General features: G+C 64.7%; 28 protein-coding genes. 15 read left to right on the forward strand and 13 right to left on the reverse strand.

The window, feature by feature from the left end:
* Positions 1–92: 92 nt before the first annotated feature.
* Together LPW30_RS11630 and LPW30_RS11635 are read right to left on the reverse strand one after the other, a co-directional pair.
* Positions 93–1,001, reverse strand: a complete 909-nt coding sequence (locus LPW30_RS11630) for a DMT family transporter (protein WP_239680924.1) — start codon at positions 999–1,001, stop codon at positions 93–95.
* 179 nt (positions 1,002–1,180) lie between these two features.
* Positions 1,181–1,513: a DUF3634 family protein gene (locus LPW30_RS11635; protein ID WP_025280851.1), complete on the reverse strand. Its 333-nt coding sequence runs from the start codon at positions 1,511–1,513 to the stop codon at positions 1,181–1,183.
* A 148-nt stretch (positions 1,514–1,661) separates the two neighbouring features.
* Between LPW30_RS11635 and LPW30_RS11640 the strand changes: the two genes are divergently transcribed.
* From LPW30_RS11640 to LPW30_RS11650, 3 genes are all read left to right on the forward strand, one after another.
* Entirely contained in the window at positions 1,662–2,150 is a 489-nt protein-coding gene (locus tag LPW30_RS11640) for an LEA/WHy family protein (protein ID WP_239680925.1), read from the forward strand.
* A 6-nt stretch (positions 2,151–2,156) separates the two neighbouring features.
* Positions 2,157–2,573, forward strand: a complete 417-nt coding sequence (gene arfB / locus LPW30_RS11645; protein WP_239680926.1) for an alternative ribosome rescue aminoacyl-tRNA hydrolase ArfB — start codon at positions 2,157–2,159, stop codon at positions 2,571–2,573.
* A 91-nt stretch (positions 2,574–2,664) separates the two neighbouring features.
* Entirely contained in the window at positions 2,665–3,858 is a 1,194-nt protein-coding gene (locus LPW30_RS11650) for a BaiN/RdsA family NAD(P)/FAD-dependent oxidoreductase (RefSeq protein ID WP_025280854.1), read from the forward strand.
* A gap of 21 nt (positions 3,859–3,879) precedes the next feature.
* Here the strand turns inward: LPW30_RS11650 and LPW30_RS11655 are convergent, their stop codons facing one another.
* On the reverse strand, positions 3,880–4,425 hold the full coding sequence (locus LPW30_RS11655) for a DUF2058 domain-containing protein (RefSeq protein ID WP_238624167.1): 546 nt from the start codon (positions 4,423–4,425) through the stop codon (positions 3,880–3,882).
* Between the two features lie 88 nt (positions 4,426–4,513).
* Positions 4,514–6,538, reverse strand: coding sequence for a site-specific recombinase (locus tag LPW30_RS11660; RefSeq protein WP_025280856.1), 2,025 nt, complete (start codon positions 6,536–6,538; stop codon positions 4,514–4,516).
* 159 nt (positions 6,539–6,697) lie between these two features.
* Between LPW30_RS11660 and osmF the strand changes: the two genes are divergently transcribed.
* The 8 genes from osmF (at position 6,698) to LPW30_RS11700 (ending at position 14,367) form a co-directional block, all read left to right on the forward strand.
* Positions 6,698–7,609 (forward strand): glycine betaine ABC transporter substrate-binding protein OsmF, encoded by a 912-nt coding sequence (osmF, locus tag LPW30_RS11665; protein ID WP_025280857.1) that lies wholly within the window; start codon positions 6,698–6,700, stop codon positions 7,607–7,609.
* 7 nt (positions 7,610–7,616) lie between these two features.
* Positions 7,617–8,780: an ABC transporter permease gene (locus LPW30_RS11670; RefSeq protein WP_239680927.1), complete on the forward strand. Its 1,164-nt coding sequence runs from the start codon at positions 7,617–7,619 to the stop codon at positions 8,778–8,780.
* Complete coding sequence (locus tag LPW30_RS11675) at positions 8,777–9,718, forward strand: ABC transporter ATP-binding protein (RefSeq protein WP_025280859.1); 942 nt, start codon at positions 8,777–8,779, stop codon at positions 9,716–9,718. Before LPW30_RS11670 ends, LPW30_RS11675 begins: the two co-directional genes overlap by 4 nt.
* Entirely contained in the window at positions 9,711–10,508 is a 798-nt protein-coding gene (locus LPW30_RS11680; protein WP_239680928.1) for an ABC transporter permease, read from the forward strand. Before LPW30_RS11675 ends, LPW30_RS11680 begins: the two co-directional genes overlap by 8 nt.
* Positions 10,509–10,755: 247 nt before the next feature.
* Positions 10,756–10,914, forward strand: coding sequence for a light-harvesting antenna LH1, beta subunit (gene pufB, locus LPW30_RS11685; protein ID WP_025280861.1), 159 nt, complete (start codon positions 10,756–10,758; stop codon positions 10,912–10,914).
* 90 nt (positions 10,915–11,004) lie between these two features.
* Positions 11,005–11,202 (forward strand): light-harvesting antenna LH1, alpha subunit, encoded by a 198-nt coding sequence (gene pufA / locus LPW30_RS11690; protein ID WP_025280862.1) that lies wholly within the window; start codon positions 11,005–11,007, stop codon positions 11,200–11,202.
* A gap of 531 nt (positions 11,203–11,733) precedes the next feature.
* On the forward strand, positions 11,734–13,362 hold the full coding sequence (locus tag LPW30_RS11695; protein ID WP_239680929.1) for a hybrid sensor histidine kinase/response regulator: 1,629 nt from the start codon (positions 11,734–11,736) through the stop codon (positions 13,360–13,362).
* Between the two features lie 144 nt (positions 13,363–13,506).
* The gene (locus tag LPW30_RS11700; protein WP_239680930.1) at positions 13,507–14,367 is read left to right on the forward strand and encodes a DUF2189 domain-containing protein; all 861 of its coding nucleotides are present in this window, start codon (positions 13,507–13,509) and stop codon (positions 14,365–14,367) included.
* Between the two features lie 207 nt (positions 14,368–14,574).
* Here the strand turns inward: LPW30_RS11700 and LPW30_RS11705 are convergent, their stop codons facing one another.
* Genes LPW30_RS11705 through LPW30_RS11740 form a run of 8 tightly spaced genes read right to left on the reverse strand, consistent with a single transcriptional unit; the run spans position 14,575 to position 21,765 of the window.
* Complete coding sequence (locus LPW30_RS11705) at positions 14,575–16,320, reverse strand: complex I subunit 5 family protein (RefSeq protein WP_239680931.1); 1,746 nt, start codon at positions 16,318–16,320, stop codon at positions 14,575–14,577.
* Positions 16,320–17,819 carry a complex I subunit 5 family protein gene (locus LPW30_RS11710; RefSeq protein ID WP_239680932.1) on the reverse strand — a complete coding sequence of 500 codons (1,500 nt, stop codon included), beginning with the start codon at positions 17,817–17,819 and terminating at the stop codon, positions 16,320–16,322. The genes LPW30_RS11705 and LPW30_RS11710 overlap by 1 nt, the downstream gene beginning before the upstream one ends.
* Positions 17,816–19,282, reverse strand: a complete 1,467-nt coding sequence (locus LPW30_RS11715; protein WP_084306927.1) for a complex I subunit 5 family protein — start codon at positions 19,280–19,282, stop codon at positions 17,816–17,818. Before LPW30_RS11715 ends, LPW30_RS11710 begins: the two co-directional genes overlap by 4 nt.
* Positions 19,275–19,565: an NADH-quinone oxidoreductase subunit K gene (locus LPW30_RS11720; RefSeq protein WP_239680933.1), complete on the reverse strand. Its 291-nt coding sequence runs from the start codon at positions 19,563–19,565 to the stop codon at positions 19,275–19,277. Before LPW30_RS11720 ends, LPW30_RS11715 begins: the two co-directional genes overlap by 8 nt.
* Positions 19,562–20,515 (reverse strand): hydrogenase subunit MbhD domain-containing protein, encoded by a 954-nt coding sequence (locus LPW30_RS11725; RefSeq protein ID WP_239680934.1) that lies wholly within the window; start codon positions 20,513–20,515, stop codon positions 19,562–19,564. Before LPW30_RS11725 ends, LPW30_RS11720 begins: the two co-directional genes overlap by 4 nt.
* 1 nt (position 20,516) lies before the next feature.
* Complete coding sequence (locus tag LPW30_RS11730) at positions 20,517–20,813, reverse strand: cation:proton antiporter (protein ID WP_239680935.1); 297 nt, start codon at positions 20,811–20,813, stop codon at positions 20,517–20,519.
* Positions 20,813–21,073 (reverse strand): MrpF/PhaF family protein, encoded by a 261-nt coding sequence (locus LPW30_RS11735; RefSeq protein WP_025280870.1) that lies wholly within the window; start codon positions 21,071–21,073, stop codon positions 20,813–20,815. Before LPW30_RS11735 ends, LPW30_RS11730 begins: the two co-directional genes overlap by 1 nt.
* Positions 21,070–21,765 (reverse strand): Na+/H+ antiporter subunit E, encoded by a 696-nt coding sequence (locus LPW30_RS11740; protein ID WP_239680936.1) that lies wholly within the window; start codon positions 21,763–21,765, stop codon positions 21,070–21,072. Before LPW30_RS11740 ends, LPW30_RS11735 begins: the two co-directional genes overlap by 4 nt.
* A 241-nt stretch (positions 21,766–22,006) precedes the next feature.
* On the opposite strand from LPW30_RS11740, the gene LPW30_RS11745 reads away from it, so the two are divergent.
* On the forward strand, positions 22,007–22,345 hold the full coding sequence (locus LPW30_RS11745) for a hypothetical protein (RefSeq protein ID WP_239680937.1): 339 nt from the start codon (positions 22,007–22,009) through the stop codon (positions 22,343–22,345).
* 56 nt (positions 22,346–22,401) lie between these two features.
* Here the strand turns inward: LPW30_RS11745 and LPW30_RS11750 are convergent, their stop codons facing one another.
* On the reverse strand, positions 22,402–23,400 hold the full coding sequence (locus tag LPW30_RS11750; protein ID WP_025280873.1) for a DUF2333 family protein: 999 nt from the start codon (positions 23,398–23,400) through the stop codon (positions 22,402–22,404).
* 193 nt (positions 23,401–23,593) lie between these two features.
* Between LPW30_RS11750 and LPW30_RS11755 the strand changes: the two genes are divergently transcribed.
* From LPW30_RS11755 to LPW30_RS11765, 3 genes are all read left to right on the forward strand, one after another.
* Entirely contained in the window at positions 23,594–24,091 is a 498-nt protein-coding gene (locus LPW30_RS11755) for a sigma-70 family RNA polymerase sigma factor (RefSeq protein ID WP_025280874.1), read from the forward strand.
* A 10-nt stretch (positions 24,092–24,101) separates the two neighbouring features.
* Positions 24,102–24,902, forward strand: a complete 801-nt coding sequence (locus tag LPW30_RS11760; protein ID WP_239680938.1) for an anti-sigma factor family protein — start codon at positions 24,102–24,104, stop codon at positions 24,900–24,902.
* Positions 24,903–25,178: 276 nt separating this feature from the next.
* The gene (locus tag LPW30_RS11765; protein ID WP_239680939.1) at positions 25,179–26,468 is read left to right on the forward strand and encodes a pectin acetylesterase-family hydrolase; all 1,290 of its coding nucleotides are present in this window, start codon (positions 25,179–25,181) and stop codon (positions 26,466–26,468) included.
* The last annotated feature ends 24 nt before the right edge of the window (positions 26,469–26,492 follow it).

Below are 26,492 nucleotides of genomic sequence, written 5' to 3' on the forward strand. Positions count from 1 at the left end.
GTGGCCGTCAAGCCTTCAGAATTGGGCATGGCCGGGGTTTCGTCAATTGCCAAACGCCGCCGCCGGTCGGCTGGACCGACCCATGATCTGCCCTAGCGGGAACGTCGCCACCCGGCGATGAGGCCGCCCATCACGATGAGCGCGCCACCGATCCAGTCCCTGGGGCTCAGCAGCTCGCCGGCCAGCCAGGCGGCTGAGACGGCGCCAGCCACCAGCTCGAAGATGAGGATTACCGAGGACTGGCGCACCGGGAGCCAGGTCACGCCCACCTGCACCGTCAGGGTCATGGTGGTCATGATCGTCATGCCCACCAGCAGGGCCACGGCGATGGTCCATGGGTCCGGCGTGAGGCCGATGCCCAGGGTGCCCGCAGCCCCCATGGCCAGCAGGGGGGCTCCAGACCAGGCCGCCAGGGTCTTCACCCGCAGCGGCATCCAGTAGGCATAGCGCACCTGGATATTGGTGGCCGAGAAGGCCATGCCCGCCAGCAGGCCCAGCAGATCCGCCCGGGTCAGGGCCAGGCCGGTGTTGGTGGGCCAGAGCATCACGAGGGCACCGGTCATGGCCAGGGTCAGGGCGAACAGCGCCTGCGGGGTGAGCGGTTCGCGTAAAAGCAGGCGCGCGAGGATGACCGCCCACACCGGCGACAGGTAGAAGAACAACAGCACCCTGACCACATCGCCCTCGATCATGCCCAGGGAGAAGGCGGTGCCCGACAGCGCCGAGGTGAGCGCAATGCCGGCAAATCGCCCCGGGTGACGGCGCACCCAGCCAAGATGGTGCCGTGCCACCACCAGCCCCACCAGGCTTGCACCGAGATAGATGAAGGCTACCGACCACAGGCCGTGCAGGCCGGCCTGTTCCAGCCAGCGCAGGGGGATCCAGAAACACCCCCAGAGCCCGGCGCCGATGAGCAGGGCGCCCACAGCCAGGCCATGGCCAGGTCCTTGTTGGATCAGGGTGGAAGTATCGCGGGTCGGGGCGGGGTTGTGGGTGGACATCAAATACGGGCCTTGTGATTGAGGCGGGAACCGCGAGTCGCCAAGCCCTCGTGGGAGCGGCCCTTGGCCGCGAAGGATTTCAGCGCAGGGCCAGTCCAGGCGGCGCGCTGCTGTCGCAGGGCATCGCTGGCAGGCCAGCTCCCACGAAAAGGAGGCTGTCCGTTTTTCGCTTCCCGAGGCTAACCGGCGGCTCGGCGGCCGCCGCCACCGTTGCCACCTGGGGGAGGGGTCCAGACGTTGCGAAAGGGCTGGTGGGTGTGTTCGGGGATGTCCCGGGAGAAGCTCAGCCGGACTCCCTGTCCCGTGCGGATGCCCTGGATCCGGCCCTGCTTGAGGCCATACATGCGGGCCACATCCCCGCAGCCCCTCAGGAAGTCCGGCGGTGGCGTGCCACGTTGTGCCTGGGCCTTGCCGTCCTGGAGCTTCACCACAAAGGCGATCCGCGCATGCCAGATGAGCAGGCCCGCGCCCACGGCGAGGATGGCGAACATGAGCAGCAGGGGCATCAGCATGGCAGGGCGTCGTGGTTCACGTTTGGTGAACCGATAACCATCGCATGGCCTGGCACGCGTTCGCAAGCCGTGGTCCAATCCCTGCTGCAACGGGGCCTGATTGCGTTAAGCTGAGGGTCCATCTTCCCCGGCTCACTGGAGTCTTTCCATGCTCATCACACGACGTCGTCTCCTGCTGGCCTCCGGTGCCCTGTTGCTGAGCGGTTGCGCCGCCATGCGCAGTGACTTCGAGACGCCGTCGGTGAGCCTGGAGTCCTTCCGCGTCGTGCCCAATCAGGGCGTGACGCCCCGGTTCGCCCTGGGCCTGCGGGTGGTCAATCCCAACCCCGCCAGCCTGCCCCTGCGGGGCATGAGCTACGCCGTGGATTTCGAGGGGCACCAGTTGATCACCGGTGTAGCCAGCGACCTTGAAACCATCCCGGCGTTTGGTGAGTCACGCTTTGAGGTGGAAGCGGGGCTGGATCTGATCAATAGCCTGCGTCTGCTCAATGATCTGATGGCCCGCGCCGATCGCGATCACCTGAACTACAAGGTGCGGGCGCGGCTGGATGCGGGTGGTTTCAGCCGCCTGATCACCATGGAGGAAACGGGTCAGATTCCCATCTCAGCACTGAGTGGTCGGCCGGCACCACGGTGAGTTGTCATGCTGCATATTTCCAACAACGTGACCCTGGGCGACTGGGAGGTGGAGATCAGCCAGATCCGCGCCCAGGGGGCGGGCGGTCAGAACGTCAACAAGGTGGCCTCGGCGGTCCACCTGCGGTTTGATATTCAGCGTTCGTCGCTGCCCCGCTTGTACAAGGATCGGTTGCTGCGCATGTCGGATCAGCGCATCAGCAAGGATGGCGTGATCATCATCAAGGCTCAGCGCTTCCGCACCCTGGAACAGAACCGGGAGGATGCCCTGGAGCGGTTGCGGGAGTTGATCCAGGAGGCCGGGCGGCCGGTCAAGAAGCGCAAGCCCACGCGGCCGACACTGGCCTCCAAACGGCGACGCCTGGAGAAGAAGATTCAGCGGGGACGGACGAAGGCGTTACGGGGGCCCATCAAGTCGGATTGAGCCCGATGCCCTTCTGCCATGGACGGCCCTCACCCCAACCCCTCTCCCGCAAGCGGGAGAGGGGCCCGGACTACTGTTAAACTCCGCCACCATGCCAACCCCTCCCACTCATTACGACGTCATCATCATCGGCGCCGGTGCCGCTGGCCTCATGTGTGCCGGGGTGGCCGGACAACGGGGCCAGCGCGTGCTGGTGCTGGACCATGCCAACAAACCGGGCAAGAAGATCCTCATGTCCGGCGGCGGGCGCTGCAACTTCACCAACCTGCACTGCACCGCCGAGGATTTCATCAGCGCCAATCCCCACTTTGCCAAATCCGCCCTGAGCCGTTTCAGCCCCTGGGACTTCATCGCCCTGGTGGAGCGCTACGGCATTCCCTACCATGAACGGGAACACGGCCAGTTGTTCTGCGACCGCTCCGCCAAGGACATCCTCAACATGCTGCTGGCGGAATGCGAGGTCGGTCATGTGGAGATCCGCACCCGCACCGCCATCAAGGATGTGCGCATCGGCGCGCCCCATCAGGTGGACACACCCACGGGGACCGTGCAGGCCGACGCCCTGGTGATTGCCACCGGGGGCTATTCCATTCCCACCATGGGGGCCACCGGGTTCGGCTTTGACCTGGCCCGATCCCTGGATATCCCCGTGCGCGCCACACGCCCCGGGCTGGTGCCCCTCACGCTGGAGGGCAAGGCCCTCAAGCGCCTGGAGGACCTGAGCGGCATCGCCCTGGATGCCGAGGCAGGATTTGATGGCCAGAGCTTCCGGGAGAACCTGCTGTTCACCCATCGGGGGCTGAGCGGGCCGGCGGTATTGCAGGTGTCATCCTACTGGGAGCCGGGGCAGCCGGTGGAGATCGATCTCTTCCCGGGCGTGAACCTGGGCGATCACATCCGTAGCGTGCGCACGCAGCGTCCGAAGATGGAATTGAAGACCCTGCTGGGAGAGCGACTCACCCGACGGGTGGCGCAACGCTGGTGTGATCTTTGGGTGGAGAGCAAGCCCCTGGATCAGCTCAGTGACGAGGACATTGCCCAGGTGGAGCGGGTGTGCCAGTCATGGCAGGTGTGGCCGTCGGGCACGGAAGGGTATCGCGTGGCCGAGGTCACGGTGGGCGGGGTGGATACGGATGCCCTGTCCTCCAAGACCCTGGAGTGTCGGGCCTATCCGGGGCTGTACTTCATTGGAGAGGTGGTGGATGTCACCGGTCATCTGGGTGGCTTCAACTTCCAATGGGCCTGGGCATCCGGTCATGCGGCGGGCTGTGCGCTGGCTGGATAGCCCGCCTCGCGCGGTGGACACTCACCACATCAGGTCATCCGGTATCTCGTAACCGGCGTAGGGGTCATCCTCATCCTTCGCCTTGTCCCGGGGGTCGGGGTCATTGCAGACCACCACTCGGTCGGCATCCCGCTCGGCGATCTTGTCGGCCCCCTCCCGGGTCACCACCTCGTAGCCATCCTCCAGGGCGACAATGGCCATCCGCCCGTTGCCCAGCCGATCCCGTTGCTCCGGGGTGACATGCAGGTGGCGGATCAACTTGCCGTGCTGGAAGTTATAGGCGATCTCGCCACCCTCCCGGTCCTGGCGATGAGTGTCGATCAACTGGCGGATCTGCGCCTCCAGGGCCTTGCGCTCGGCGGCCTCCTTCTGCTGACGGTTCAGCTCGCGGGAGCGTTCCGCCTCCCGGCGCCGCGCCTCCTCGGCCGCGCTGGGCTGGGCCGGTTCCGCCGCCGCCTTGCCTTTGCCCTTCTTTTTCTTCTTTGGCGAGGCGTGCCGCGCCTGCTTGAGTTTTTTCTCATCCACCAGCCCCGCTTTCAGGAGCTGTTCATGCAGGGAGTTGGCCATGGGACTATCCGCGGGTGTGGGCTGGAAATGTTGGCTTGGGAAAGGGGCGACATTCTACGCCGCCCGCCCGAGCCAGAGCCAGTCCGGGTCAATCCTTGGGTTGGGAATCCTCCGGGGTGTGCCGTGGTGGTAGCAGGAAGCCTTGCGGATCCTTGCGCAATTCCCGCCCGTAGGCGCGCATCAACTGACGCAGGTCTCCCAGGCGCACACCCCGTGAGCGCAGCGCCACATACATGGCCAGGGCAAAGCTCACCCATAGATTAACCGCCCCGATCACCAGCACGAACAGGAAGTACATCAGGAAGGTGGCACTCTGCATGGCCTCGATGGAGGCGACATAGCCCAGGTTGGCCGAGGCAAAGGCCACATGGCGGATATCCAGGGGCAGTCCCAGCAAAAGCCCGATGAATCCGGTGACCCCGAGCAGCACGCCAAAGAGGAAGTTGCCCATCAGAGCCCCGTAGTTCTTGTCCAGATAGTCAGCAATGCGATGACGCAACCCCATGGGCGTCACACGGGCCAGCAGGGGATTATCCCGCAGCCGGGCCCCCAGTTGCAGATAGGCGCTGCGATTGTCGAAATAGCCTGCGATGAGCCCGGCGACGAACAACCAGACGCCGGCGATGGCCGCGTGGAATATGGCCAGACCCGCCAACGGACGCAGTTCCAGCAGGTGATAGTGCATCTGGGCCTCATCCATCACCGGCTGGTTCAACCAGGCCAGCGAGGCCCAGCCCACCAGCAGGGCCACCGGCAGCGCCAGGCTCACGTTGCCCAGCACCGCCACGAATTGGGATCGACCCACCTGGATCAGCAACCGGGCGATCTGTGCCTGGTTGGCCGCGCCCTTTTCACCGGCCTCGATGGCAGCCGACAGTCGGGCGGCCGTCATGGCGGGCTGCTTGGTGGCCACAGTGAAATGCAGGATATGGATCAGCACGAAGCCCAGGCCATAGTTAAGGCTTACCCAGAAGGTTTCCACGCCCGGGGACAGGCCCATCTGCATGAGCTGGATCTTGATCAGGGCCATGAACGCTATGATCAGGCCGGCGCCGGCGCCGGAACCCAGCATCTGCAGATATTCGCGTCGGTTCTGGGTGATGTAGTGCTCACCGGTCTCGCCGGATTGCTCGGTGATGCTGCGCGACACCAGCTTGATGTTGTCCTGCCACAGGGCGCGCAGGCTACGCTGCCGGGCGTTCTGCACCACCATTTCCCTGAATAGCCGGGCCCCGGCACAGCGCTGGCAGGTGTTGTCGTCGCGCTTGAGGATGTCCAGCAAGTCGCTGATGCGGGTGAGAGTCTGATCCAGACGCTCCAGTAGATGGGTCAGGCTCATGCTGCTGCCATGGGTGACTGCCCGCTTGTGAAAGCGATCCACCTGATCCATGCATTGTTGCAGGAGCACCCGGGCGTGCTCGTCGTCGTGGGCATCCTGTTTCGGGTCTTCAAGCCATTGGGCGTAGTACCGCACATAGGCCGACAGTTCCCGCTCCAGGGCCACGAAGGGGGAGTTGCGTTCGGCAATGTCCGGGTCCAGGCGCAGCAGCTCCGGCTCCAGTTCTTCGGCGGCCACCCATAGGGAGAGCATCTCAAGTGAATAGAGCACTTGTTCCCGGGCACGCGTCAGGGCCGGGCCATTGGTGTCATCCAGGTCCACCAGAGCGTCCAGCAGCAGGATCCAGGCATCATCGGGCACCTGGGTGACCCATACGGTGTCACCAGGTCGATTGAAAACCTGGGAGAGCACATCCCGCAGATTTTCCGGGTCGCGCGGCCGAGGGTTGATCCGTTCATAGAAACGCTGGCCCAACTCCCGCACGAAGCCCCGTCGAGAGAACAGACCAATTTCGGTGTACAGCGAGAGATGTCGTGCCTCCGCCATGGAGGTTTGCAGGTGCTTGCGCAGGTCAGGCGCGGCGGGCTGCTCGCCTTTCTGGCTGCGGCCTTTCTGAGCATCATGCAACTGTTGGATCCGTTCCACCACATCTTCGGTGGTTTCCGCTCCATCGGGGCGAAGCCAGTCCACCACGGCGCCGAGCAGGGGGACCAGGCCGGGGTGTTCTGACGTGTTGAGGCTTTCAAGCAGGGATTCGAGAGATTGCCTTGGCATGGGTTCCCGCCGTTTGGGTCCGTTTCATGGGGGTGACGAGGAGTCGCACTACCGCTCGATTGTTGCGGCACTGGAGCGGAAAAGCCAGACCTCGGGCGCTGGAGTCGACCATGCGGAGGCCCTTATACTCCCGCCAGATCCACAAGCATTGGAAGAGTCATGTCTCGCTTCATGAAAGGACTGTTTGCACTGGCGCTTGGCGCCCTTTGCGCCGTTTCCGTGGCACAGGCCGGCAAGCCGGTGGTGGTGTCTTCGAAGATTGATACCGAGGGTGCCGTGCTGGGTCAGATCATCCTCCAGCGGCTTGAGGCGGGTGGCATCGAAGTCCGTGACCGGCTGCAGTTGGGGGGCACGAGCATCCTCCGCGGGGCATTGAATTCGGGCGATATCGATATCTACCCCGAATACACCGGCAACGGCGCCTTCTTCTTCGATATGACCGACAGCGACGTATGGCATGACGCCGAACAGGCCTACGCCACCGTGCGTGAGCGAGACGCGGAAAACGGCTTGATCTGGCTCGCTCCGGCCGATGCCAACAATACCTGGGCCATGAGTGTGCGCGGTGATCTGGCCCGGGCCCATGGTCTCGTCACGCTGCAGGACCTGGCCGATTATCTCAATCGGGGAGGGGAATTCAAGTTCGCCGCCAGCGCCGAATTCGTCGAGTCGGAGCAGGCCCTGCCAGCCTTCCAGTCAGCCTATGGGTTCGAACTGCGTCCGGATCAGCTGCTGGTGTTGTCGGGGGGTAATACCGCGGCCACAATGCGCGCCGCCGCCCGTCAGACCAGTGGTGTCAATGCCGCCATGACCTACGGTACCGACGGTGGCATTCAGGCCCTGGATCTGGTGGTGCTGGAGGACACCCTGGGAGTGCAGCCGGTTTACCAGCCGGCCCCGGTGGTGAGGCAGATGGTGCTTGAGGCCCACCCTGAGATTGCCGATCTGCTGGAGCCCGTGTTCCGGGCACTGAACATGGAGACCCTGCAGCACCTGAATGGTCAGGTGGCAGTGCAGGGGCTCTCGGCCCGGCGGGTGGCCGCGGACTTCCTCTCGGATCTGGGTGAGTAAGTAACCCATGTCTCGTGACGCCAGGCCCAATCGGGTCCTGGTCAGTCTGATGAGCTTGGGGCTGCTGACCTGGCTGGGACTGGATGCCCTCAGTGTGGCCCCCAATCGGCTGGTGCAGGGGACGCCCCTGAGTCCGGTTGAGGCCCTGGGATGGATGGTCACGTTGCTGGGGGCTATGTTCATGGCCTGCGTGGTGTGGCTGGCCTGGCACCCCTCCTCTGCCAGGCTCTGGACAGCCCTGGGGCTGGTGACGGGCCTGCTGGTGGCCATGCCCCTGTGGTTGTCCGGTGCTGTTGTGGCCGTGCTGGACCCGGATATGCCTCAGGCGAGGGTGGGCATCGGCCCCGGTCTCTGGGTGCTGCTGTTCCTGTGGTTGCTGGTGCTGGTGGAGTTGCGCATTCGCTTGCGGTTGCGCCGCGTGTGGGTATGGAGCCTGCTGCTGTTCGTCATCGCCATATGGGGCATGGCATTGAGCCAATGGCTCACGCCGCTGGCGCTGGTTCAGGAATACCAGGCCCGCAGCGAACAATTCCTGGAAGCCGTGCTTTACCACCTGGCATTGGTGGGGGCAGCAGTGGGTGCCAGCCTGCTGATTGGGCTGGGCATGGCGTTGGCGATGCGTCGTTTCGATGGCCTGCGGCGCCTGGGATTCGGGGTGCTGAACTCCCTGCAGACCATTCCCAGCCTTGCCCTGTTCGGGCTTTTGCTGGCCCCGCTGGCCTGGTTGGGCAATCAGGTGCAATGGTTGGGTGCCCTGGGCGTGAGCGGGATTGGCTGGGCCCCCGCCTGGCTGGCCCTGGTGGCGTACAGCCTCCTGCCCATGGTGCGCAATACCTACGTGGCCCTGGAAGGGGTGGATCCGGGCGTGATCGAATCGGCCCGCGGCATGGGCATGAGCCCTGTTCAGGTCTTTTTCCAGGTGCGCCTGCCGCTGGCCCTGCCGGTGATGCTGGAGGGTATCCGTATCACCACCGTTCAGGCCATCGGCCTGACGGCCGTGGCGGCGCTCATCGGCGCCGGTGGGCTGGGCACCTTCATCTTCCAGGGGCTGGGGCAGGCAGCGATGGATCTGGTGCTGCTGGGGGCGCTGCCCATCATCGCCATGGCCCTGGTGGCCGATGCCCTGCTGGGCGCCCTGGCGGAACGACTGCGACGGCGGGAGGCCACATGATCGAGCTCTTTGACGTAACCCGGCGGTTTGGCGACGAGACGGCGGTGGACCGCATCTCGCTGCGAGTGGAACGGGGTGAGTTCTGTGTGCTGGTGGGGACTTCCGGCTGCGGCAAGTCCACCACCCTGCGCATGATCAACCGACTCATCGAACACAGCGAGGGCGAGATCCATCTGGATGGCCAGCCGATCCGGGATTTCCAGGAGGATCAGTTGCGCCGCCGCATCGGCTATGCCATCCAGAGCACCGGGCTGTTTCCCCACTGGACGGTGGGTCGGAATATCGGGCTGGTGCCCCGCCTGCTGCAGTGGTCCGGGTCACGCATTCAGGAACGGGTGGAGGCGCTGATGGATTTGCTGGGGCTGCCGCCGGAGTTTGCCCACAAGTACCCGCACCAGTTGTCCGGCGGCCAGGCCCAGCGGGTGGGGGTGGCGCGGGCGCTGGCGGCCGACCCGGAGATTCTGCTGATGGACGAGCCTTTCGGGGCCCTGGACCCCATCACTCGCCAGACCCTGCAGGGAGAGCTGCGCGATCTGCAAGCGCGCCTGGGCAAGACCATCGTCTTCGTCACCCACGACATGGACGAGGCCCTGACACTGGCCGATCGGCTGGTGGTGATGCACGAGGGCCGCATTGTGCAGCAGGGACGCCCTACCGAACTGCTGAGGGCACCCGCGAATGATTTCGTGGCGTCCTTGCTGGGCGGGGATGACCGGGGGCTCAAGGAGGCGGCCCTGATCCGGGTGGAGGAACGCATGCTTCCAGTGGCACCGGAGGCCGAGGGTATGCCTATGGTGCGTCGGCACGCCACGGTGAACCAGGCCCTGTCACTGATGCTGTGGCATCACACGCGGCATCTGCTCGTGGTGGACGAGGACGACTCCCCCGTGGGCCAACTCTCTCTGGATGTGCTGATGCACAAGGCACGTCATGAGTGAGGTGGCCATCCAGGGAAGCGAGGGGGGCAATCGGCGATCCCGTTGGCGGTTTATCGTACCCCTGATCTGGCTGGCGGCCCTGCTGATGCTGGCTGTGGGCATGACCACCCTGGAACCCCTGTTTCGCCTGCTGGAGCCGGATCTTCGCCAGGTGATCTACGTCCGGGAAAGCTTTCTGGTGCTGCTGGGTCAGCATGTCCTGATGGTGGCAGTGGCGGCGTTGCTGGCCACCTGCGTGGGTGTGGGGGCGGCGGTGGCGGTCACGCGGGCGGCCGGGCGCGATTTCATGCCCATGGTGGCGCAACTGGCCTCCATCGGTCAGACCTTCCCGCCGGTGGCGGTGCTGGCGCTGGCCGTGCCGGTGCTGGGTTTTGGCGCGGTGCCGGTGATCGTGGCCCTGGTGCTGTATGGTCTGCTGCCCATCGTACGCAATACCCTGGCGGGTCTGCAGGGGGTTTCTGCGGAAGTGCTTGAGGCGGCCCGGGGCATGGGCATGACTCCAAGGCAGGTATTGCTTCAGGTGGAATTGCCGCTGGCAGCGCCGGTGATTCTGGCCGGCATCCGCACCTCGGTGACCATCAATGTGGCCACCGCGGCCCTGGGAGCGACGGTGGGGGCCAGCAATCTGGGTGACCCCATCATCTCTGGCATCGTCAATGGCAATACCCCCTATATCATTCAGGGGGCGGTGATGATCGGGCTGCTGGCCCTCGCCGTGGACAGTCTCTTCGAGCGATTGCAGCCTCGGGTGCCCGGACAGGCCAGCGATGGTCAAGCCGCCAACGGATAGCAGCGCCATAGCCCCTGGCGCACCCCGGCCGGGACCGGGAGGATGCCACCAGAAAGAAGCCGCCCATCACCCGGTGGATGGTGGTCAGTGGTTCCCGCTACAGGGGCGGTTTTTGGTGGATTCCGGGATTTAGTTGTTCTGGATCACTATTGTGGACCTTCTTCCGGTGTAGTGTCGGCCTCGTTGTAAGAGATCGCGTTGTGTCGACGCGGTATATGTCGATAAGACTGATTTGGAGGCTATTCAAATGATGGGTGAAACGAAAGGTTCTCTTTCGGGGCTGAACGAAGAAGAAGCCATGGAGTTTCATGGTGTCTTCATGACCAGCATGATGGGCTTCCTGGCGGTTGCCGCTGTGGCTCACGTTCTGGCCTGGATGTGGCGTCCCTGGGGTGTGTCCTGGTAAGACCCTTCGCCTCAATGGCGAATCAGGTCTGAAGCACTACCCTCAGCGAAGCAGTAAAAGCAGGTTCTTTCCGATATAGGAGATTTCAATATGTGGCGTACTTGGCTGCTGTTCGATCCGCGCAGAGCGCTGGTTGCCCTGTTTGCATTCCTGGCCGTGCTGGCCCTTTTGATCCACTTCATCCTGTTGAGCACTGAGCGCTTCAACTGGATGCACACCGCCTCCCTGGTCGACACGACCGAGCAGGTTGCAATGCAGGCTCAGACGGGCAAGTCGACCCTGGCCTAACTGGCCCAGAGTTGTCTGTACCCGATCTTCCGGGCGGGATGGCTTCGAAGTTCTCATCCCGCCCGGCATCCGGGCCATTCCTTCGCCAGCACCTCAAGACCCTATCTGGTTCCAGTCCTCGCCCACGAAGGACTGTCTCTTGTCAGTACCCTTTTCCTCCCATCCCCGCCGATCGGTAGCCTTTTGCCGTGGCACGCCTGTCCATGCAGGCTAATGACACCCGTTCCGGGTCGTCCACTCCTTCCAATTGTCAACTCTGTGGTCGGGCTGAACTGCTCACCCGGCATCATCTGATCCCGAAAACCCGACACCGTAACCGGCGCAACAAGCGCTTGTTCGACCGGGCCGAGGTGCGGGAGCGAGTCATGTGGATTGCCGACAAGCCGGCAGGGTCAAGCCCAAGGGTGGTCAGCGACGATAGTCCGGGATCTTGCCAGGGTGCATCTGACCAAGCCTCTTTGCACCACCGAGATGTGCGTTACCATGCAAGTGCTCTGTCAGGATCCAACGAAGCGTTCGTGGAGGTCGCGCATGGCCGGCTCGGAAAATGCAAGGCGAGGAGAGGGGCGATCAGGGCAGGCAGGCCCGGAGCCCTCCAGTGAACTGGACGAACGCATCGGCGTTGCGCTGACCGCCAATGGCATCGGCGTCTGGGAACTGGATCTGACTGACCATTCGGCCTATCGCTCACTGACTCATGATCAGATATTTGGCTACCAGCAACTGCTTCCCGAATGGTCCTATGAGGTATTCATAGACCATGTTCTGGCCGAGGATCGGGAGTATGTGGACACCCGGTTCCGCACCGCCGTCGATACCTCAGCGCCATGGGACTTTGAATGCCGCATCCGACGCCTGGATGGTGAGATCCGCTGGATCTGGGCCACTGGTCGCCACGTGGTCGATGAGGCCGGTGGAGTTCGAAAGTTGCTGGGCACGGTGCAGGACATCACCGAACGCAAGCAGGTGGAGCAACATCTGGTACAGGCTCGGCTAGAGGCCATTGCGGCCAAGGCTGAAGCCGAAAAGGCCAATCGGGCCAAGAGCGAGTTTCTTGCCTCCATGAGTCATGAACTGCGCACGCCTTTGAATGCCATTCTTGGTTTTGGTCAGATCCTGTCGGAGGACCCCGCGGCATCCGCGGAACAGACCCAGTTCATCGGCGAGATCACCCGGGCGGGCCAACATCTTCGGGCGCTGGTGGATGAAATCCTGGATCTTCCCCGGCTGGAAGCCGGTGATGTGGAACTGGATCTACGGAGCGTCAGCTGTGGCGAAGTGTCTGCGGCGGCTCGTGTGCTGGTGGAGCCCCTCCTGCAAGAGCGATCGATCACCCTGGAGGTTCGCGCCTGTCAGGATGCGGCGGTGCGCGCCGACCCCTTCCGTGTCAAGCAGGTGCTGGTGAATTTGCTGGCCAACGCCATCAAGTACAACGAGCCGGGTGGGTCGGTGATTCTCGAGGTCGCACAGGAGGGTGAGTCCGTATGGTTCACGGTCAGCGATTCCGGAGAGGGCATTCCAAGGGACAAGCTTGAGGAGGTTTTTGTGCGCTTCGGCCGCTTGGGGCGTGAGACCGGTTCCATAGAGGGGGCCGGTGTTGGTTTGGCCTTGAGCAAGCGCCTGGTGGAACTGATGGGCGGTACCATCGGCGTGGAAAGCACAATGGGCGTTGGTAGCCGTTTCTGGTTCTGGTTGCCGCGAGCCGAGGAGGCACTGGCGCCAACTGATTCCTCTGCACTTCGTGACTGCTCCGAGAAGGAGACAGTGCACTCCGAGCGGGAAAAAGCCACCAAAACCATCCTTTACATAGAGGACAACCCCGCCAGCGTGCGCCTGGTGGCGCGCATCCTGGGGAAAGAGTCCGGATTTCGGTTGCTCACGACGCCATCGGGTACCGTGGGTCTTGAACTGGGTGCAAGGCACAAACCGGACCTTATGCTTCTGGATATCAATACTGCGGACTTGAATGGCTTCGAAGTGCTAAGCCGGGTGCGGTTGTCCGAATGGGGCCGGGATATTCCGGTCATTGCATTAACCGCGAATGCGATGGCCGGGGATTCGTCGCGTGCTGAAGCCGCGGGTTTCAATGCGTATCTCACCAAACCGATTGACGTGGTGGTGTTGCGAAGTACTCTGAACCAGTATGTGGGAGGCGGGTGACTGGCCGTTTCGGGACATGTTGGGACAGGGTGCTTCTTCCTGAATTGTCGTTCGGCGTTGTCATCGACAGAAATCTTCTGAGTGATCTGCTAGGTTAAGTTGAGGGCCAACACTGACCCGAGCCGAGCCAAAGGAGATGTCATCGTGGACAACCTGATCAAGCGCCGGTATCCGGAAGATTCCGACGAAATTCAACCACGGCAGACCTTGGACAGCGGTACGCCGCCCGTTCGACGAATATCTGGCGATGCCCCCCTGCGATGGCTTGTAGAGGGATGGAAGGATCTTTGGCGGGCACCGGCAGGGTTGGCTCACGGGTTGCTGGTTGCTGCCCTCGGGCTGGGGATTCTCTGGCTCACCTGGGGCCAACCATGGCTCACCATGGCGTTGATATCCGGATTTCTACTGGTGGGGCCTGCATTGGCGGTGGGAGTGAATGAACTCGCTCGACAACTGGAGCATGGTGATCAGGGCAATCTGAGCATCCCACAAAGCTTTCGAGCCTTACCGGCGCTGGGCTCGTCCCTGTGGCTGTTTGCGGCAATGCTGGCTGCCATGTTCCTCATCTGGACCGGCTACATGGCCCTATGGATCGGCGTCATGAATGTGGGTGTGCTTGGGCAACCAGGGAGCCTGGGCGAGTTGCTTGGCACCATGCTGTCCACTACCCGCGGCATCGTTTCCCTGATTGGGGTCGTGGTGGCTGGGGCGGCCTTGGCCGTCGCTGCCTTCGCGCTGAGCGTGGTCACGGTACCTGCGATGCTGGATCGTCGCGCAGGGGTTGTGGACGCCATGGCGATCAGCCTGAAGGTGCTCAGCCGAAATCCGATACCCATGCTGGCTTGGGCAGCATTGATCACCGCATTGTTCGGCCTGTCGGTGCTGACTGCACTCATCGCGCTGATCCTGGTTTTTCCCTGGATTGGCTTCGCCATGTGGCATGGATACCGTGAGATGGTGGTCCACGGCGATGATCCGGCGACCCCTGAGAGGGAAACTTCATAGGTGCTGGTTCCTTACTGTGAAAGCACCCAGGTTCAGCTACGGAAGCTCCCTTCTCCCCTGAGGGGGGAGAAGGGCTGGGGATGAGGGGGTGGGGGAGGCACTGTGCCGGTCCTCGCCCCTCACCCCAACCCCTCTCCCCTGAGGGGAGAGGGGCTCGTAATGTATCTTTCATCATCGGGGGTGCCTAACCACCGTGATGCATGAGAGTTAACCCGTTTCCCGCCATGACGTGACCCCCGGGTCGGGTGGCACCGGGGCCATGTGGGATGCCTGCTCGCCTGGGGCCCGACCTGCTTCGATGATCAGCACGGCCACGATCAGCGCGAGAACCGCCGTCTGACCGAGCCTCCAGCGGCTGGCGTGCTCGCCGACGACTGTCGGGACGCTGTGCGCGATACGCGCCGCAGTGCGGCGTTTGCCGGCAATGAATCGATTGGCACCCCTGGCGACCAACACAAAGGGGCGGGTGATCTGGTCCAGAAACACCTGGGGGCCGATCTCAAGGGCACGGGCACGAACCCATGCACCCAGGGCCAGCGTCGCGCCCAGAAGCAGTGGCCACGCCTCGGTCGGTCCCGCTGCACTGAGGGGTGCGGCGAGGGAGCCGGCGGCTGTGGGCCAGATGAACGGAAGCGCCGCCGCCGCCATGACCAGACCCAGGGTCGACAGAACCAACCCCTCGGGAACGGCAATGGACGGGGCGGCCGGGGGCTTGCACCACAGGGTGATGCCAAAGCGTGCCATGAGCAGGGTGGTGGCCAGCCCCGACAGCGTCAGCCCCACGATCAGCCAGGGAAGCCAGGCCTCGGATCCGTCCGCGAGGGCCGATTTCAGCGCCTCCTTTGCCAGGGCACCAGAGGTGGCGGGTGCGCCCGCCAGCACCAGCGCCGGCACGGCCACGATGATGAGGGCCAGCACGCGCCCGCTCTGCCCTATTTGGGCACCGAACAGCCCGGCCCCGAGAAAGAGGGCGCCCTTGGCGAGGGCATGATGGGCTGCCATGAACACCAGCACCGCCAGCAGCGCCGGCCAGGCGGCGGGTGCCATCAGCCCGGCCCCCAGTCCCAGCGCGATCAATCCCATCTGGCTGACGCTGGAAAAGCCCAGCACTGTCTTGGGGCTTTGCTGGTTCAACCCCAGCAGCACCGCGGCGAAAATGGTGATGAGCCCCGTCGCCATCATCACCGTGCCGTGGTCGGGCAGTGCCTGCGTGCCCAGGGGCAGGGTGGCCAGCATACCGAAGAGCCCGGCCTTGATCATGGCCCCCGACAGCACGGCGCTGGCGGGCACCGGGGCCGCACCGTGGGCCGGTGGCAGCCAGAAGTGAAGCGGCATGATGCCGAGCTTGACCGAAAAGCCCAGGAGCAGAAGGGATGCGCTGAGCCCCGAGAGTTCGGCGCTGCGCAGATCTGCCAGCAGCCGTGAGCCCGCCTCGCTGGCGGCAAGCGCAAGGCCGGCAAACAGGGCCAGTTCCCCCAGGATGACGAAGGCGATGTACAGCCGGCCCGCCTCGAAGGCTGCCTGCGAGCGGGCCTGCACCACCAGTCCATAGGAGGCGAAGCTCATGAGCGCAAAGAAGGCGTAAAAACCGAGGGCATCCTGGGCGATGATCAGTCCCAGATTACCCGTCATCGCCAGCAGGAAGCATACCGCGAAACCGCGCTCGCCCGGCGTGCCGCTGAACCATTCCCGCGCTGCGGCCCCGGCCGCGATCCACAACAGCGCGGTGAAACCCAGGAACAGCCGCGAGACCTCATCCAGCCCGAAGGAAGCCCCCATCAGCAACCAATCGCCGCGCACACCGAGCGGTATGGGGGCCAGGAGTGCCAGCAACAGGGCCGGCAGCGCCGCCAGCGGCATCAGCCGCCAGATGAAGGGCCGCGCCGCCGGAAACACCATCAGCATGGCCAGCAGGGTGGGCAGCAACAGGGGCAGGATAAACACGATCTTCATCAGAATGCCTCCGCCGAATATTCCAGGGTGACGATGAAGCGGGTCCATTCAAGCGGGCTGAAGGGCGCATTGGCCAGGCCCCCGGCCACCAGCACCAGGGCGGCGGTGGCGATGGGCGGCGCGGCCAGCATCCAGCCGACGGGCCGACGCACCGGCGCCTCCTGTGGCGCGGTGTCCGGTTGCCTGAACCAGGCCCGGTGGAGCATGGGCAGAAAATAGGCGGCATTGAGCAGGCTGGAGCCCAGCAGGAGGGGGATCACCCAGCCTTGCCCGGCATCGAGCCCACCCGCGGCCAGATACCATTTGCTCACGAATCCCGCCAATGGCGGCAGGCCGATCATGCCCAGAGCCGCCAGCGTGAACGCCGCCATCGAGCCCGGCATGATCAGGCCCACGCCATTCATCCGGCTCACCTGCTTGATACCCAGCCCCTCGGCCAGGTTGCCCGCCACCATGAACAGGGTGATCTTCATGATGCCCTGATGGATCAGATGGGCGAGCGCGCCCATGGCCGCAATGGGGCTGGCAAGGGCGACACCCAGGGCGATGTAGCTCACCTGGCTGACCGTGGACCAGGCCAGGCGGCGCTTGATGTCGTCCTGGCCCAGCGCGCGGATCGAACCGTAGAGGATGGTGATGGCGGCCAGGACAGCCAGCGCGGTGGTCAGCCCCAGGGCCTGGGCCGTCTCGATCCCGTAGACCTCATAGACCACGCGGATGATGCCGAAGGCGCCGGCCTTGACCACCGCCACCGCGTGCAGCAGTGCGGACACCGGCGCCGGGGCCACCATGGCAACGGGCAGCCAGCTGTGCAGCGGCACCATCGCCGCCTTCACTCCCAGCCCGATGATGAGCACGGCGAACAGCAGTTGCGCGGCCAGGGGGGTGTCTTCGGCAACCCCTTCCAGGATGCCGCCGGGCACGAAATCGGTGCTGCCCGCCAGCACCCAGAGCCCGAGTGTGCCCAGCAGCAGCACCAGTCCCCCGCCCAGGGTGTAGATCAGGTAGATGCGCCCCGCCCGCAGCGCCGCAGCGGTGCCGTAATGGATCACCAGCGGGTAGGTGGCCAGGGTAAGCATCTCGTAGAACAGCAGAAACGTGAACAGATTGCCCGCCAGCGCGATCCCCACCGTGGCGGCCACGCAGAGGCTGAAGAACCCGAAGAAGCGTGCCCGGTGCGGACCCTTCTCCAGGTAGCCCACCGCATACACCGTGGTGATCAGCCACAGCACCGCCGAGAGGGCAATGAACAGGATGGCCAGCGGATCGGCCTGAAGGTTGAGGTCCAGCCCCGGCAGCACCGTCCACCGCAGGTCGTAGATCACGCCCTGGCTCACCTTCCAGCTCAGCCAGGCCACCAGCAGGACCTTGACCAGGGCCGCGCCCAGATTGATGGCCGTGCGCAGGCCGGCACTGCGCTCGGGCAATGCCAGCAATACGGGGGCCGCGCACAGCGGGATGAGCAGAATGATCAACGGCAACAGCGAAGCATTGTTCATGGCGCACCGCCGAAGGGATAGCCGATGTTCATGAAGGCCAGGATCGGCGCGGCCAGCAGGCCCAGGCCGAGCGCACACAGGGCCAGAGTCAGCGGTGCCGCGTCGGCCAGCGCCCAGCCCTGATGCTCACCCACGGTGGTGCGCTGCCGGTCGAAGCGCAGGAAGCCGGTGAGAACCCGGGAGAAATAGGCCACGCTCAGCATGGTCGCGATCATGGTCACCGCGATCCAGTGCCAGTATCCGCTGGTCATCGCCCCTTCCATCAGGATCCACTTGCCCGCAAAGCCCAGGCTAGGTGGCAGGCCCACCAGGCTGATGGCGGCCAGGGCAAAGCTGAGCTGCGCCAGGGTGGGGCGCACCGGGGAGCGGTCGAGTTCACGGATGCGGTCATGGCCGATCTCCTCCTTGATGCGCCCGGCGGCCAGGAACATCGCCGCCTTGGCGATGGCATGGGCCAGCATCAGCAGCGCGGCGGCCTTCCAGCTTTCCGCCACTCCGTCGGCGCCGGCACGGGCAAAGGCCACGAAGACGAGCCCGATCTGGGCCACTGTGGACCAGGCCACCAGCAGCTTCAGCCGTTCGGCGCGCAGCGCCTGGATCGAGCCCCACAGGATCGCACCCACCCCCAGCAGTCCGATGAGCGCGACCAGCACCTCCGAGAGTGGCAGCAGGTACTGCGCCAGGCGCAGCACGATATAGAGCGATGCCTTGACCACCAGCGCCGAGAGCAGTGCCGAGGCCGGCGCGGTGGCATTGGCGTGGGCCTGGGGCAGCCACACGTGGAGCGGGAACAGGGCCGTCTTGAGCGCCAGCCCGGCGACCATCAGCGCCAGCGCGGCCCCCAGCGCGGGGGATGGCGGGGCCGCCAGCAGCCCCGCAAAGTCCAGCCGGCCGAGTTCCAGATACACGAACCCCACGCCCAGAAGGAACAGCAGTGCCCCCAGGATCGAGGCATACATGTACTCAAGCCCCGCGCGCACCGCCTCGATCCGGCCCGAAAGCACCGTGAGCCCGACGGCGGCCAGGGAAATCACCTCCAGCATCACGTAGAGGTTGAACAGGTCCGTGGAGAGGTAGACGCCATTCAGACCGCTGAGCAACAACAGCCACAGGGGCCAGAAGTAACGACGCATGCGCTCCGGGGCGCGGTGATGGGCGTAGCTGTTCAGTGCGCCGAGGCTGACCAGCAACCCGACCCCCGTGGTCATGGCCATCAGTGTCGCACTCAAGCCATCGGCCCGCAGATCGATCCCCAGCGGTGCCCCCCAGTTGCCCAAGGGTGTGACCACAGCCCCCTCGGTCAGCACCTGCAGCACCAGCGCGCTGGCCATCAGCGCGGTGAGCACGACCGCGCCCACACCCACCCAATGGGCCTGGCGGGGCAGCAGGAAGGCCAGTATCGCGCCTGCCAGTGGGGCGAAGACGACGGCGGTCAGCCAGTCGATGGCCGGCATCTCAATCATGGTGCTCGTGCTCCAGGGTGTGCAGGCGACGGATGAGGGCGAGGGCCACGGCGGTGGCGCTGATCATCACCACGATCCCGGTGATCACCAGGGCATGCGGTACCGGATCAGGGGCCTCTGGCGGCGCCTTCCAGGCGGCGACCACGAGCATGAAACCGGCCCCCACCGAGCACAGCTTCAGGGCCAGCAAGCGGCGCAGCGGATCCACCAGCACGAGCGCGCCGCACAGCCCCACCACAAAGACGCCCAGGCCGGTCAGGCCGAAGATCAGTCCAGTGCTCATGAACGGCCCCCCTGGGTAGAGATCGCTTCGGGCTCGCGGCCGTGGAAGAGCGCCGCCAGCGTCGCGGCGATGGAGAGGGTGACCAGTCCCTCGATCAACAGGATCAGCGTTTTGGCGTGATCGGCCGGGTATTCGAACGGCACCCGTCCCCCGCCGGCCACCAGCAGCGCCACGGTGGCAAAGCCCGCCGCGCCCAGGACGAACACCCCCCGCGCCAGCGGCCGATGCGACGGCTGTGGCTGATACCGCTGGGTGAGCAGCAGCAGAATGCCCACGGCCGCCAGCACCGCGCCGCCCTGAAAGGCCCCGCCCGGCGCCGAAGTCCCCACCCAGAGCAGGTAGGCGCCGATGACCGTTATCGCCGGCAGCACGAGGCGGGCGAAGCCGCGAGGAAGATCACCCAGTTCTGGCCCCAGTGTCGGCTGCGGCGCCTGACTGACGCCGCGGTCGATCATCCACACCGCGATCACGGCCACCAGCAACACCACCACCTCCATCAGCGTGTCGTAGGCACGGAAATTCAGCAGGACGGCGGTCACCGGATGCTCCACGCCGCTGTCGGCCAGGTTGTCCGCGACCGCCACGCCCAGCCCGGGTGTTCCCAGCGGCGTGGCCAGAAAGGCCCCGACCAGCCCGGCGAGGACAAGGGCGCAAAGCCCCATGTTGATCACCATCACGCCCTGAGGCAGCGCCGGCCAGCGCTCCGGCTCGGTGCGCACCTGCCGCCAGGTGGCGAGCAGCAGTGCCCCGGTCAGCCCGGTGCCGATGGCGGCCTCGGCCAGCGCCACATCCGGGGCGGCCAGACGCACCCAGGCCAGCGCGCTCATCAGCCCGAACACGATCACCAGCACTATCATCGCGAACCGATCCCGCACCACGAGCACGGTCACGGCCAGCGAGACGATGGCGAGTCCGAGGATCACATCGAAGAGCAGGAGCGGATCGATCATGTCAGCGTCCCCGGACCGGGGCGTTCGAGCGCAGCACATGGCCCGCGATCAGATGACCGGAGACCGCGCTGGAGACGGCGACCAGGCCCCATATCAGCAGGATCCGCAGCATCTCGCCGACCGAGCCGGCCAGCAGGGCCACCCCGAGACAGGTGAGGCCCAGGCCCAGCCCATCGGCCTTGGTCAGGGCATGCAGCCGGCACAGGGTGTCGGGAAAGCGCAGCAGCCCGATGGTGCCGACCACAAAGAAGGCCGCGCCAGCCGCAATCAGCACGAGGGCCAGAAGCTCGATGGACATCAGTGATCCTCCCTGCGGGTGACGACGACGAAGCAGATCAGGGTGATGGCCGCGAGAAGCGCGAAGACCAGGGCCACATCCAGAAGCACGGGCATTTCCATCAACAGCGAAAGGATCAGCAGGATCGCCACCGCCGCGGTCCCCAGGAGCTGCGCCGCCAGCATGCGCTCTGCCGGTTGCGGTCCGCGCAGGACCGGGACGAGTCCCGCGAGGATCGAGGCGAGCAGCACCAGCGCGATGATGGAGAGTGCGAGGGTCATGGGGTGTTCTCCAGGGCCAGGTGTGGGGGAACCGTGCGCAGCCCGAAGAGGGCGGCGACACGGGCCTCAAGCGGACGTAGCTGCGCCTCGAGATCGGCGTCCGTGTCCAGCATGTGGATGAGCAGGAGCTCGTCATGGAGCCCCGCCGTCAGGGTGCCCGGCAGCAGGGTGATGACGTTGGCGAACAGCAGCCGCGGCGCCCCTTCCGGCAGCCGGGTGCGAAACACCCGGCAACCAGGCGCCAGACAGGGACGCCGCCCAAGGGCTCGCCGGGCGACGTCGAGTGCCCCCAGCAGCAGACGCAGCGCGAACCAGGGGCCAAAGCGCAGTGCCCCCACCGGCGAGAGGCGCCAGCGTGGTGGCGCCGGGTAGAGAAAGATCAGCGCCGTCGCGGCCAGGATGGCCGGGCCACCGATCATCCAGCCCTGGGCCGTCCCGCCGGTGAGCGCCACCCACAGCCCCGCAAGGACGGCCAGGCTGAAACCTGCACGGGCAATGTGGCGGCGGACGCCACGCGGTGGGTGGGCATCCACGACGATGCCGGGAAGATCGGCCTCCCGGGTTAGCCGCGCGGGGAGCCCATGGCCTGCCCCTTGCCCATGCACGCCAAGGGGGAACTGGACAGGGCGGCTGGCGGGCCGCTCCAGGAGTGGCTGGGGCGTTGCTGAAAGGCGGTCAGCGTACTGGTTCATGATGCGTCTCCGTGGTGGGCAGCCGGATCACCTGTTCGCGCCAGGAAGGCGCCCGCTCGGGCTGCCAACCGTTGCGCGCGCTGAAGCCTGGCTTGTTCGTCGATAAGAACGCGCGAGGGGGGGCGCTTCATCCCGAGGGTCGAGTCGGTAGTGATCAAGCCATGACGCAATCACGCAGGAAGATGAAGGGATTATCTTCCCGCCAGCAGCGTTCTTCGGGTGGATGCACCAGAACGAGGACATGAACGCAATGCTCAGCTATCTGCCCGATATGAAGACGTCCACCGCCGCCCTGGGGCGGCGTTGTGGCGATGGGTTGCTCGGCCTGTGGAGCCGGGTGTGTCAGCGCAATGCCCAGGCCGACGAGTCCTGGCTGGAAAAACGTGATATGGCGGTGATCACCGCCACCTTGATGCGGCTATCCGAGCGCCAGCTCAGCCGGATCGGCATGAGCCGGCGCACCCTGGCCCTGGATGTGGAAGACCTGGCGGCCCGTGCCCAAAGGGAGCTTCAGGTCAGTCCCGTCGTGCTGGAGGTGGTGAAGTCGGGTGGGTCGCGGCGGGTGATCAGGCACGAGTAGGACGTCCCGAGCCGCCAACACCCCGAGGGATGGTGTTTCCCTCGGGGTGTTCATCTTTACCGGGTGGCGCGCACCACGCGGCTGATCTCGTCCAGCTGAAGGACGGCACGCTTGAGGTAGAACCCCTGCAGTTGCAGGTGATTGGCGACAATGCTGTTGGCCCCACTGCCGTTGAGCACCACCCGCGGCTGCAGTTGTGAGGCCCGGCGCAGACTGTCGATGGCCTGTGCCCAGACCCGCTCGAGTCCGTGGGCGGCGATCACGCTCTGATAGTCCTCGCCCAGTTCACGCAGCAGCAGATAGAACGCATAGCTCATGCCCTTGTTGAAGTAGAGCATGCGGTTGGATGTGAAGTTGATGATGAATGGGTCGGTATCCACCAGGGCATCCAGCCGGGCCGCCCGTGAGCCCAGGTCGGTGGCGATGCGGTCCACGGTCATCACCAGGGCGTCGCTGCGCGTTTCAAAGACGGCCTCTCCCCGGGCTACGCGCTGGTTGTAGTTGATCAGGGCGGCGTGAGCGGCCCGGTATTGCGCATCGGCCGGCTGCACGGGCAGGAGTGACTGGTTGAGATCGAACAACCAGACATCGGGTGGGAACTGCAACAGCCCCGCCGCCCGTTCAAGATCATTGTCAATCGCCCCCGAGCCTCGCAGCCGTCCGATCTGGGTTTCCAGTTCGAGGGTGAAACGGCCCACCCCTCGCATCATTCCACTCTGGAAGCTGGGCATGTTGATGTGAAAGGCCGTGGGGTAGAAGAATGGGTCGTTGGGGCTCCAGCGATGGGTGATGGTCTCGCGCTCGATCAGGGCAGCCGCCATGTCCACCGCGCGGCTTCCCCCCTCGATCGGGGTGGGCGGGGTGAAGCTCGGGTCGGCATCGATCCGGTTCATCATGCTGCCCGCCACGCCGAAGTAGAGCCCGAACGCAATCGTCAGCATGAGCGTGCTGCGCTTGGTCACGGAGAGCAGACCCGTGCCAAAGATGCGCGCGCGCAAGGAGACCCTGCGGCGTCGCATCAGTGTTGGGGGTTGGGGTATCAGATCTTGGTACATGGTGGCTCCTGTCCGTTGATGCTTATCCAGAGAACGCGCGGGCGCGCGGTTTCATCCCACCCGGGGCGGCCGCGCAAAAAAATCTCATCCGGCAGGGATGAAATCCGAGCGTGCCGCGTTTTATCCGCTCATACGATGACGTAACAACGCACCGAGCAGGGTGACATCACGAGCGCCGGATGGGAGTTCCGCCATGAGCCTGAAGAGCGAGCTTCACACACATATCCAGAGCCTGCGCCGCTACGCGCTGGTGCTGACCCGCAACCGCGATGCGGCCGAGGACCTGGTGCAGGAGACGTTGACCAAGGCCATCGCCCGGGCGGAGACCTGGCAGCCTGGCACCGCGCTGCGTCCGTGGCTTTTTCGGATCCTGCACAACACCCATGTCAGCGAGATACGTCGCCGGCAGGTCCGTGAGGCCGCTGCGGCCGATCTGCCCGAGCCGATTTCCCCGGAGACGCAGTCGCATCATGCGGACCTGCGCCAGGTGCTCGCGGCACTGGACCAGCTGCCCGAGGCACAACGCACGCCCATCGTGCTCGTGGCGCTTGAGGGTATGAGCTACAAGGAGGCGGCCTGCAGTCTCGATGTGCCGCTGGGCACCTTCATGTCGCGGCTTGGCCGCGGCCGCGAGGCCCTGCGCAGACTCATGGATCAGCCCCAATCCCGGAATGACAGTCTTTCAGCCTGAGGAGACCATCATGCAACGCAATGACGACCCCATACCCGATCACGTACACTATCCCGAACTACAGGCCTACCTGGACGGCCGCCTATCGCCGGAGGCCGCCGCTGAAGTGGAGGCGCGGCTGGCAGGGGACGAAACCCTCTCCGACGCCGCGGCACAGTGGCAGCATCACCGCAATCTCATCCGCGACGCTGCCGACGTGCTGGACACCGGTGACTCCAACCTGCGCACCGCTGCCCTGGAGCGCGACCTGGCACGCCGGCTGGCAGAGCGCCAGCGGCATGCACGTCTGGCTTCGCCGAGGCTCGGCCAGTTCGCCGCCTCGGTGGCCATCTTCGTCCTGGGCTGGGGGGCGCACATGGGCTATGAGCGGCTGAGCGTGCCCGATCACCCGGATTACGTCGCCGAGGCGCTGTCGGCCCATCAGGTGTTCGCCCATGATGATCGATATCCGGTGGAGTTTCGTGCCGACGAGATGGAGCAGGCGGTGGGCTGGTTATCGGCGCAGATGCAGCGCAAGGTCGACAGCCCCAAGCTGGATAACCTGGGTCTTGAGGTGGTCGGCGCGCGGCTCCTGGGAACGCAGAACGGGCCGAGCGGGCTGTTCATCTACGAGAACGCCGAAGGTCAGCGCCTATCGGTGCTCATTTCCGCGCATGAGGAAGGCATGCCCGAAATCCCGCTGCGCGTGTCGCGCCAGGGAAAACAGACGGTCGCCTACTGGAGCGACGAGTCGATCGACTACGCGGTTCTCGGGGGCCACGACCGGGCCATGCTCACTCAGGTCGCCGCCGCTGTGTCCATGAGCCGATGAAGACGTTGCATGACGCCCGAGTGCGCCCTCCTGAGCGAGCCAGAGCCGCGGCGACCCCGTCTCCACGGGCATACACAATGGGCGCTTGACGCGAGCAGTTCCAAAAGCCATTGGCATACCGGATGCTCGGTGCCGTAAGCTCGGGGGACGCGGTGAAGCGTCTTTTGGGGAGCCACAATACCCTGGAGATGCAGACCGCCCGGGCCGCCCTTTGGCCTACAGGGTGCAATCACGGCGCGGAGATACTTGGATAACGGTAGCAAGGGAGAAATCAGCATGTTCCAGTTGAAAAAAGCGTTGAATGGGGGCGTACTACTGCTGGGCTTTGGGGCAGTCTGTTTCGCACCAGCGGCGATCGCGGGCAAGCCCTGGCAGCGTATTGATGTTCCAGACAGTATGACCGTGTTGCTCGCGGACGGAAGCGAGCGGGAAGTTTCTCCGTCATGCTCAGGCGGGCCGACCCTGATCAATCCGGAAATGCCGCCTAGCCCCGACAATCTCAAACCAGCAGACACAAATTTTGCCTTCTTCGTGCAGCAGGGCAATCCCAACCGCATTCTGTTTTTCATGGATGGAGGTGGCGCATGCTGGAATGCCGAGACCTGCATTGGTTCGCCGCTGATCGGAGAGTCCACTTACGTCCAGACCGTCGACGGGATGATAGGAGACTTGGCTAACATCGGCGGCGTGCTCGATTCTGACAACCCTGGCAATCCCTTCGCCAATTACACCAAGGTCTTCGTGCCCTATTGCACCGGCGATATTCACTTCGGCACCCGGGATGCAGAGTATGAACTCACCACCGACGAAGGATCGTTGTCCTGGACGATCCACCATCGCGGTGTTGATAACCTTTTGGCCACGATTCACATGCTGAACACGAGCGTGAGTAGGAACGGGAAGCGGTTGGCTGTGGATTTCGCAAGCGCTAAGGACGTTACCGTGACCGGCCTCAGTGCTGGGGGGTATGGCGCTACGCTGGCTTTCGGCTATATCGCCGAGGAAACGAGTCCCCGCACGCGTCTGAACCTGATCTCGGACTCCGCCATGGGTGTGCAGACCGATGATTTCTATGGCCAGGTGATCTACGACGGCAGCGGTGATGAGCGCTGGGGCTTTGCCGATGGATTGCCGTCCTGGGTGCCCGCCTTCAGTGACCCCGACGTGTTCCTGGGCGGTGCTACAGGGAACGCGCTGGCCTTCAAACCGTTGATGTTCCAGGCATTGGGTGATTACCGACCCGAAGCACGCCTCGCTTCGGTGTCGCCGAATCTGGATGGTGTGCAGATCCAGTTCTATGCGGCCAGCCTCCCTTCAGCCCAGCAGCCGATCAGCCCCTCTGAGTGGTATGCCGGACTGCAGTACATCGTCCAACAGACGGCGTCCGTACCGAACTACAGGTTCTTCATCGAGGAGGGCAGTTTCCATACGTTCCTCGCATCGGATGAACACCTCTATGGGGTGGGCGCACTCGGCGTTTCCCTGCGCGACTGGATCAACGCGATGATCAAGCCCGGAAACCGGGCATGGGACAGCCTCGACGCGGGGGAGCCTGCCTTGCAGTGAAAGCACGCACCTGCCTTGCTACGG

The sequence above is a fragment of the Ectothiorhodospira variabilis genome (assembly GCF_022227625.1).
Taxonomy (GTDB): Bacteria; Pseudomonadota; Gammaproteobacteria; order Ectothiorhodospirales; family Ectothiorhodospiraceae; genus Ectothiorhodospira; species Ectothiorhodospira haloalkaliphila.